This window comes from Streptomyces sp. NPDC047072 (assembly GCF_040643855.1).
GTDB lineage: Bacteria > Actinomycetota > Actinomycetes > Streptomycetales > Streptomycetaceae > Streptomyces.
On record NZ_JBEYVC010000277.1, the window covers coordinates 1 to 8,747 of the forward strand.

7 protein-coding genes are annotated in these 8,747 nt (G+C 73.3%); 4 read left to right on the forward strand and 3 right to left on the reverse strand.

The features are described 5' to 3' along the window. Together ABZ896_RS50555 and ABZ896_RS50560 are read left to right on the forward strand one after the other, a co-directional pair. The coding region (locus ABZ896_RS50555; RefSeq protein ID WP_360945555.1) for a DEAD/DEAH box helicase at window positions 1-2,262 on the forward strand (2,262 nt) is incomplete at its 5' end. Then, entirely contained in the window at window positions 2,259-3,605 is a 1,347-nt protein-coding gene (locus tag ABZ896_RS50560) for an SWF or SNF family helicase (protein WP_360945558.1), read from the forward strand. The genes ABZ896_RS50555 and ABZ896_RS50560, both read left to right, overlap by 4 nt. Window positions 3,606-3,624: 19 nt before the next feature. On the opposite strand, the gene ABZ896_RS50565 is transcribed toward ABZ896_RS50560, so the two are convergent. Together ABZ896_RS50565 and ABZ896_RS50570 are read right to left on the reverse strand one after the other, a co-directional pair. Then, window positions 3,625-4,800 (reverse strand): cytochrome P450, encoded by a 1,176-nt coding sequence (locus tag ABZ896_RS50565; RefSeq protein ID WP_360945561.1) that lies wholly within the window; start codon window positions 4,798-4,800, stop codon window positions 3,625-3,627. Between the two features lie 100 nt (window positions 4,801-4,900). Next, a complete protein-coding gene (locus ABZ896_RS50570; protein ID WP_360945564.1) occupies window positions 4,901-5,737 on the reverse strand; it encodes a patatin-like phospholipase family protein in 837 nt (278 codons plus the stop codon). 102 nt (window positions 5,738-5,839) lie between these two features. On the opposite strand from ABZ896_RS50570, the gene ABZ896_RS50575 reads away from it, so the two are divergent. Together ABZ896_RS50575 and ABZ896_RS50580 are read left to right on the forward strand one after the other, a co-directional pair. Further along, window positions 5,840-6,505 carry a helix-turn-helix domain-containing protein gene (locus tag ABZ896_RS50575; RefSeq protein ID WP_360945573.1) on the forward strand — a complete coding sequence of 222 codons (666 nt, stop codon included), beginning with the start codon at window positions 5,840-5,842 and terminating at the stop codon, window positions 6,503-6,505. 148 nt (window positions 6,506-6,653) lie between these two features. After that, window positions 6,654-7,997 carry an esterase-like activity of phytase family protein gene (locus ABZ896_RS50580; RefSeq protein WP_360945567.1) on the forward strand — a complete coding sequence of 448 codons (1,344 nt, stop codon included), beginning with the start codon at window positions 6,654-6,656 and terminating at the stop codon, window positions 7,995-7,997. 8 nt (window positions 7,998-8,005) lie between these two features. On the opposite strand, the gene ABZ896_RS50585 is transcribed toward ABZ896_RS50580, so the two are convergent. Beyond that, window positions 8,006-8,473, reverse strand: coding sequence for a hypothetical protein (locus ABZ896_RS50585; RefSeq protein WP_360945570.1), 468 nt, complete (start codon window positions 8,471-8,473; stop codon window positions 8,006-8,008). Window positions 8,474-8,747: the final 274 nt, after the last annotated feature.

Below are 8,747 nucleotides of genomic sequence, written 5' to 3' on the forward strand. Positions count from 1 at the left end.
ACCCACTGGCGCAGCGGACCCGACTACGAGACCTTCCAGCTGACGGAGGTCCCGGCGCTGCTCGCCCGCGACTACCGGGCGAACGGCGTGCGGGTGTCGCTGCGGATCGAGGTGCCGGGCCTGACCGCGGGGTCGCCGGCCGATGCGGCCTTCTCCTTCCGGGCCGTACCGCAGGTGCACGGTGTCGGCGATCCGACCGTCGTCGCGGACGCCGCCGAGGTGTGGGCCGGGTCGACGGCTCTCGGTCCGCGCGCCCATCTGGACGCCCTGCTCGCCCTCCGCCGCGCGGCGCGCGCGTGGCCCGCGCTCTCTCCCCTTCTCGCGGCGACGGTCCCGGACGCCGTCGAGCTCGCCGACGACGAGGTCGCCGATCTGCTCTCCGAGGGCGCCCGGCGTCTCGCCGCGGCCGGGGTGGAGGTGCACTGGCCCAAGGACCTCACCCGGGAGCTGACCACCCGCGCGGTGGTCGGTCCGCCGGACGGGCAGGGGCCCGCCTCGGGTGTGCCGTCGTTCCTGTCCGCCGACGCCCTCCTCGCGTTCGACTGGTGGTTCGCGCTGGGCGACCGGCAGCTCACGCGCGAGGAGCTGGACCGGCTCGCCGAGGCCAACCGTCCCGTGGTCCGGCTGCGCGACCAGTGGGTCCTCGTCGATCCGGCCGAGGTGCGCCGGGCCCACACACGGAAGGACGGCAAGCTGACGCCCGTGGACGCCCTGAGCGCCGCGCTGACGGGCTCCACGGAGGTCGACGGCCACAGGGTCGCCGTGCAGCCCACCGGGTGGCTGGAAGCGCTGCGGGAGCGGCTCGCGGACCCCGAGGGGCAGGAGCCGGTCCCGCAGCCGGCCGCGCTCGCCGCGACACTGAGGGACTACCAGCGCCGCGGCCTCAACTGGCTGGCGCATCTGACGTCCTTGGGGCTGGGCTGCTGTCTGGCCGACGACATGGGCCTAGGCAAGACGATCACGCTGATCGCGCTGCATCTGCACCGGCAGACCGATCCTGAGTCCGCCGGTCCGACACTCGTGGTCTGCCCGACGTCCCTCATGGGCAACTGGCAGCGCGAGATCGAGAGGTTCGCACCCGGTACGCCCGTGCGCCGCTTCCACGGACCGCGGCGCGACCTCGACGGCCTCGTCGACGGGGAGTTCGTGCTCACCACGTACGGCACGATGCGCCTGGACGCGCCCCGGCTGGCAGCGGCCGAGTGGGGCATGGTCGTGGCGGACGAGGCGCAGCATGTGAAGAACCCGTACTCGGCGACCGCGCGGGAGCTGCGCTCGATCGGCGCACGCGCACGCGTGGCGCTCACCGGAACCCCTGTGGAGAACAACCTGTCGGAGCTGTGGGCGATCCTCGACTGGACCACTCCAGGACTGCTGGGCCGGCTCGGCACCTTCCGCGCGCGGTACGCGCAGGCCGTCGAGGAGGGCCGGGATCCGGCCGCGGCCGAGCGACTGGCCCGGCTCGTGCGCCCCTTCCTGCTGCGGCGGCGCAAGTCGGATCCGGGGATCGCCCCGGAGCTGCCGCCGAAGACCGAGACCGACCGGGCCGTGTCGCTCACCGCCGAACAGGCCGGTCTGTACGAGGCGTTGGTGCGCGAGACGCTCGCGGAGATCTCCGGCGCGGACGGGATGGCGCGCCGCGGGCTGATCGTGAAGCTGCTGACGGGCCTCAAGCAGATCTGCAACCATCCGGCGCAGTTCCTCAAGGAGGAGCGGCCGAGGATCGTGGGGCGTTCCGGAAAGCTGGAGCTCCTGGACGAGCTCCTCGACACCATCCTCGCCGAAGGGGCGAGCGTTCTGGTCTTCACGCAGTACGTGCGCATGGCCCGCCTCGTCGAGCGGCATCTGGCGGCGCGCGGCACGCCGTCGCAGTTCCTGCACGGAGGGACGCCCGTCGCCGAGCGGGAGGCGATGGTGCGGCGGTTCCAGGACGGCGAAGTCCCCGTCTTCCTGCTGTCGTTGAAGGCGGCGGGCACCGGCCTCAACCTCACCCGCGCGGAGCATGTCGTGCACTACGACCGCTGGTGGAACCCGGCCGTCGAGGCGCAGGCCACCGACCGTGCCTACCGCATCGGCCAGACCCGGCCGGTCCAGGTGCACCGGCTGATCGCCGAGGGGACCGTGGAGGACCGCATCGCCGAGATGCTGAACCGGAAGAAGGAACTCGCCGAGGCGGTGCTGGGCGCCGGTGAAGCGGCGCTGACCGAGCTGACGGACACGGAACTGGCCGATCTGGTGGAGCTGCGAGGGGGTGCCCGATGACGGGCCACGAAGCCGACATGGAGCGCACGTTCGCTGCCCTGCCGCCCGCCCAGGGACGGGCGTTCGCGCAGACCTGGTGGGGACTGGCCTGGTTGCGGGCGCTGGAGGACGCGGCACTGGACGCACGGCAGGTGAAGACGGGCCGTCGGCTCGCCCGCGCGGGTGCGGTGGGCGCGGTGTCGGTGCGGCCGGGGCGCATCACGGCGATCGTCCACGACCGTGACCGCACGGGGCACAGGGCCGACGTCCTGCTGTCCGAGCTGTCGGACCGGCAGTGGGACCGCTTCCTCGACCTGGCCGTCGAGCGGTCCGGGCATGTCGCGGCGCTGCTGGACCGGGAGATGCCGACGCAGCTGGTGGAGGACGCGGAGACGGCGGGGATCGACCTCCTGCCCGGGCTGGGCGACCTGGAACCCCAGTGCGACTGTGACGCCTGGGACCACTGCGGTCACACGGCGGCCCTCTGCTACCAGGTGGCGCGGCTGCTCGACCAGGATCCCTTCGTGCTGCTGCTCATGCGGGGCCGCGACGCCCGTTCCCTGACGGACGCCCTCCGGGCCCGCAGCGCCGCGGCCGCGGACTCGCCCGCCGAACCCGGGGAGACGGAGGGCACGGAGGGCACGGACGCCGTCGAGGCGTATGCCGTCGGCGACCTCCTGCCGCCCCTGCCCGGCCTTCCGGAACTGCCGCCGCGTCCCGGGCTCCCGCCCTCCCTGGACACCGGCACTCCGCCGGGCTCCGGGGTCGACCCGACGGCTTTGCGGTACCTGGCCGCGCTGACCGCCGTAGAAGCCCGTCGTCTGCTCGTACAGGCCCTCCGGCCCGCGTCCGAACAGCGGGATCCGCTGCCGGAGCTGACGGTCGCCCAGGATGCCGTACGGCTCGCCGTCGGCTCTCCGGATCAGGGGGTGCCGGACCGGCAGGACACCACCCTGCCGGATCGCGCGGTGACCGAGCGGCTGGATGTCGACCCGCCCGATCCGGCGATCACGGTCCGGCTCGTCGCCGGTTCGGGTCGTGATCCGGAGGCGCTGGCGCGCGCCACGCGTGCGTGGCGGCTCGGTGGCGTGGCCGCGCTGTCCGTCCTGGAGGAGGAGTGGACCGTCTCCGGTGAGGCACTCGCACGCGCGCGTGCCGCTGTGGCGGCGGCCTGGGACGAGGATGAGCGGCCACCCTTGCGGGCCCGGGCCAACCGGTGGACGGTCGTCGGCGCCGAGACCCAGCTGCGCCTGGACCGGGACGGACGCTGGTGGCCGTACCGCAAGGAGCGGGGACGCTGGGAGCCCGCCGGACCGGCGTCCCTGGACCCTGCGACGGCGCTGGCCTCCCTGGACCACCCATAGGTGGCCCCCTGACCGCGATTCAGCCGAACCGCACCGGCAGTTCGGTCAGCCCTCGCAACAGCGTGCTGCTCCGCCAGGTCAGCGTGTCCGGGTCGGTGGCGAAGGCGAGCGCGGGCCGGTGACGCAGCAGGAGGCGTAGCGCTACGGCGGTTTCGGCGCGGGCCAGCGGGGCGCCCAGGCAGTGGTGCGGGCCGTGGCCGAATCCGAGGTGCCCGCGCGTCCGCCGCCGTAGGTCGAAGCGGTCGGGGTCGGGAAAGCGCAGTGGATCGCGTGAGGCGGCGGCGAGGGAGATCTGCACGGAGTCGGCTGCCTCGATCCGGGTGCCCGCGATGTCGAGCGGCTCGGCCGCGAAGCGGAACGCGGTGGCGTGCACGGGCGAGTTGAGAGGCAGTGACTCCTCGACGGCCGCGTCGACCAGGTCCGGGGCCGCGCGGAGCAGGGCGAGGTGGTCCGGGTGGGCCAGCAACGCGTAAACGGTTCCGGAGATGAGGTTGACCGTCGTCTCGTGTCCCGCGACGAGGATCAGGAAGGCCATGCCGAGCAGTTCGTCGGCGGTGAGGTCGGCCGTCGTGACGAGGTCGCCGAGCAGGTCTGCGTCCCGACGGTCTCGCTTGCGGTCGATCAGGTCGGAGAGGTACTCGGTCAGCGAACCGGCGGCCGTCGCCGCCGCCTGCTCCGAGGCGGGCATGACGAGCTGGTGGGACCAGGCGTGGAAGACGGTGCGGTCCGCCGAGGGCACCCCCAATTGGTCGCAGATGACCGTGACGGGCAGGGGAAGCGCGTAGCGGGCCACCAGGTCGGCCGTGCCCCGCTCGGGGAGCGCGGCGAGCAGGTCGAGGGCGACGGCTTCGATGCGCGGCCGCAGTGCGGCGACCCTGCCGGCCGTGAAGTGGGAGGCCACCAGGCGGCGCAGCCGGGTGTGCTGCGGAGGGTCGGTCTGGAGCATGTTGCGGCCGATGGCGTGTCCGCCGTCGCTCCGCCACGACGAGGAGTGCCGAATGTCGTTGCGCAGGCGCGGATCGGCGAGTGCCGCCCGCGCCGCGTCGTGGCCGACCACGAGCCAGCTCTCGCCGCTTCCGGGGACCAGGACACGGTGGACGGCGCCCTCGGCCCGCAGGGCGGCGTAGACGGGATACGGGTCCGTGACGGTGTCGAGGCCGTCCGGGGCCAGATCCTGCAGGGTGGGGGCGGGCATAGTGGTTCCTTCCGGTCGTGGCCAGGGGAGTGGGGAGTCGGCGGTTGTGGGGGACCACACGCTGCCGATACAGGCGTACGGCGTCCCGCGCGTCCGGCCGCTATCGCCAGACCTCGGACACCGCCGCCGCGGCGGCCGACCCCTGGGCGTACCCGGCCCGGGCAGCCGCGGGCCGGCGCGCGTCGGCGGTCATGTCGCGCCCCATGGCACGGCGGGCGGCACGGTCCGGGGTCACGAGCGTCACGTCGACACCGTCGGCGGCCAGCTCGGCCGCCTGCCACTCGGCACCGGGATGCGGACCCACCGCAGCCGGGATTGGGGCGACGGCCAGCACATGGTGATGTCCGCGCGCGAGGTGGAGGTTGGCGGTGGAGCGGCTGCCGCCGTCCATCCAGCGGCGGCCCGCCACGGTCACGGGAGGCCAGACGACCGGGACCGCGCAGCTCGCGGCGACCGCGTCGAGCAGCGGAACGCCCGAGTCGGCGTCGAAGGTCTCCAGGTGCCCCGAGAGGGCGTCGACGGCGGTGATCCGCAAGGTGTCCCCCGGCCACTCCCGCACGCCGTTCAGCAGGCCTTGGACGACGTTGAGGACAACCGACTCGGGTCCCGTCCGGGCCTTCAGCGCGGCCGCACCGAGGCGCCGCGCCGAACGCTGCGGATCACGGGAGCCCAGTGCCGCCCGCAGATAGCGCACCGTCTGGCCGAGCGTGACACCGAGCTCCACCCCGTCGGCCCCGGCCAGTTGACGTGCGTACAGCTCGCGCGCGGGCTCTCCGGCCAGCAACCGGGCGCCGAACACCGCACCGGCCGAGGTCCCGATCACGATGTCCGCGCGGGTCACGTCGACACCGGCGTCGTGGAGTCCGGCGAGGACCCCCGTCAGCCAGGCACCGCCCACCAGAGCGCCGCCGCCGAGCACGAGTGCCGTACTGCCCATTCCTCTGCCCCCTCACCCAGAAATGGGGACTACTCCCCACTTACCCGCTCGACGATAGCATCACTACCGGGGACCACTCCCCGGAACCGCGGAAGGGCGATGATGACGGACGACGCGACGCCACCAGCACGACGACGCGACGCGCGGCGCAACCGCGAACTGCTGGTCGAGGCCGCTCACGAGGTCTTCACCGAGCAGGGGCTGGAGGCACCGCTGGACGTGATCGCCCGGCGGGCGGGCATCGGCAACGCCACGCTCTACCGGCACTTCCCCACGCGCGCGGCACTCGTCGACGCGGTCTTCCGCGACCTGCTGACGGGCACGATCGAGGCCGGCGAGCGCGCCAGGGCCGCCGCGGACCCCTGGGCGGGACTCGTCGGCTATCTGGAGGCCGTCTTCGCCGTCCTGGCCACCGACCGGGGCACCAACGACCTGATGACCACGCACCTCGAGGGCGTCGACTCGCTGCAGGCCGTCCACGCCCACAACCGGGAGACCGTGGAGCTGCTGCTGCGCCGAGGCCGCGAGCGAGGCAGTGTGCGCGCCGATGTCACCACGGAGGACGTCCTGTTCGCGCTGGCCGCCCTAGGACGCGCCGTCCCCGCTCTGGCCACCGCGGTCGCCCCCGAAGCCTGGCGCCGACCACTCGCACTTCTCCTCGACGGCCTCCGGCCCGCCCCGGAGCCTCTCCCCTCCCCCGCCCTGACGGCGGACCAACTCGGCGACGTCCTCCAAGGGCTGGGACCGCACCGCGCACCCAGGGGATGACGTCTCCCCCCGCGAGGCACGCGCGCGTGAAGACGCGCACCCGGGCCGACGAGCGGGCGACGCACGGTATTCACCCTTCCGTCGGACGGCGTTCCGCGACGGACCCAAATCTGGCCACTGTCACCGCACTTGGTCCCCAGGAGGCCCGATGTCCCCGCATGCCACCGTCCGACGCACCGTCGCGGCGGGCGTGCCCCTCGCCGTGATCGCCGCCCTCGTGGCGGCCGGACCGGCCGCGGGCGCCCCGTCCGGAACGGCCCACGTCGTCCGTACGGCGACGCTGGGCGACATTCCGCTCGGGGCGTTCAGCAACGCCCTGCTGCCCGGCTCGGTGGACGACGACCGCGGTGTGGACCTCGGCGGCATCGGCAGCGACATCTACCCGACGGGCCGCAAGGGCGAGTTCTGGACCGTCACCGACCGTGGGCCCAATGGGCAGATCAAGGTGGACGGCACCAAGCGCCGCACCTTCCCGGTACCGGGCTTCGATCCGGCGATCGTGAAGATCCGCGTCTCGGGCGACACGGTGAAGGTCCTGGACGCGATCCCGATCACCACCGCTTCCGGCGGGGCGGTCACCGGCCTGTCCGACCAGGCGGGGCGCGACGAGGCACCGTACAACTACAACGCGCTCACGCCGTTGTCGTACAACCCGAACGGCTTCGACACCGAGGGCATCGTGCGAGCGGCGGACGGGACTTTCTGGCTCGTCGACGAGTACGGCCCCTCGCTGGTCCACGTCTCCGCGCGCGGGAAGGTCCTCACGCGGTACGTGCCCAAGGGGCTGCGCCTCAAGGGCGCGGACTACCCCGTGGTGGAGGCGCTGCCCGCCGTCTTCCTGCACCGGAAGATCAACCGGGGCTTCGAGGGGCTCGCCCAACTGCCCGACGGTGACCTCGTGATGGCCCTCCAGAGCCCGCTGTCGCTCCCGGACACGGACGCCGGAGAGGCTTCCCGGACCACCCGGCTGGTGCGCTTCTCGCCGAAGAAGAAGGCGGTCACCGCCGAGTACGCGTACCGCTTCGATCCGGTGGACGTCGTGGACCCGAGCGAGGACGACACCGCCGAGTTGAAGATCTCCTCGATCGTCGCCGTGGGCGGTGACCGGCTGCTGGTGGAGGAGCGCACCGACAAGGCGGCGCGGCTCCAACTGGTGCGCCTGGAGCGGTCCTCGGACATCCTCGGCGGCCGCTGGGACGACGACACCACCTCGCCGTCCCTGGAGCAACTCGACGACCCGGCGGCCGTTGGTGTGCCCGTGCTCGCCAAGAAGCTGGTCGTCGACCTGGGGACCGTCGCCGGAGTGCCCGGCAAGATCGAGGGCGTCGCGCGCGTGGACCACGACACGCTCGCCCTCATCAACGACAACGACTTCGGGATGACGGACGGGGCCGGGGCGTTCGACGCGCAGGGCCGACTCGTCGACAGCGGGATCGAGACGACCGTGGTGTACGTCCGCCTCCCGCACGGCCGTCTCCCGCACGGCGTCTAGGGGCCGCGTCAGCCGATCAGGGACGGGAGCAGCGACTCCAGATCACTCGGCAGCTCGCTGGGGAACTCACTGGGCAGCTCGCTCGGGAGCTGTGACGGCAGTTCGGAGGGCAACTGGCTGGGCAGTTCGGTCGGCAGGCTGAACGACGGCTTCGGTGAGTTGCTCGAACTGGTCGACGGGGCCGGGTTCTTGTCGGGCGAGTCGTCGTTGCCCGTCGCCAGGAGGACCACGACTGCGACCGCCACGGCGGCCAGCAGCACGGTCAGCAGGGCGAAGAGCGGGCTGCGGCGGCGTCGCGGGCGGTCGGGTCCGTGCCCGCCCGGGTCGCCGCCGACCGGGGCCATCGGCTGGGTGTACGGCAGACCGCCGTGGCGGTCGTGGCCGAAGTCGTCGGGAGGCGGTCCGAAACCGCCACCCGGAGGCGGCGTGTCACCCGGCGGTCCGGGCGGCTTGGGCGGTACCGGAGGCATGGCCATACCGCCCAGAGTCGCCTCGGACCGGGCATGGCGCGACCCCCGCGCGCAAGTCGGGACGGCGCCATGCCATGGATGGCATGGTTCCGGGACATTCCGTGCGGGGGGCGCTGTCGGGGTGCACGCGCGCGTGCCGTCGGCGGAGGCCACTCACGACCGGCGGCACGCGCGCGTGGGTCTCACTCAGCCGCGCGCCCCAAGCGTCGGCGAGCCCGGGACAGACCAGTAAATAGTCCTCGACCGGGGCGAGCAGCCGGGCCGCGTCCGGGGCGTGGCC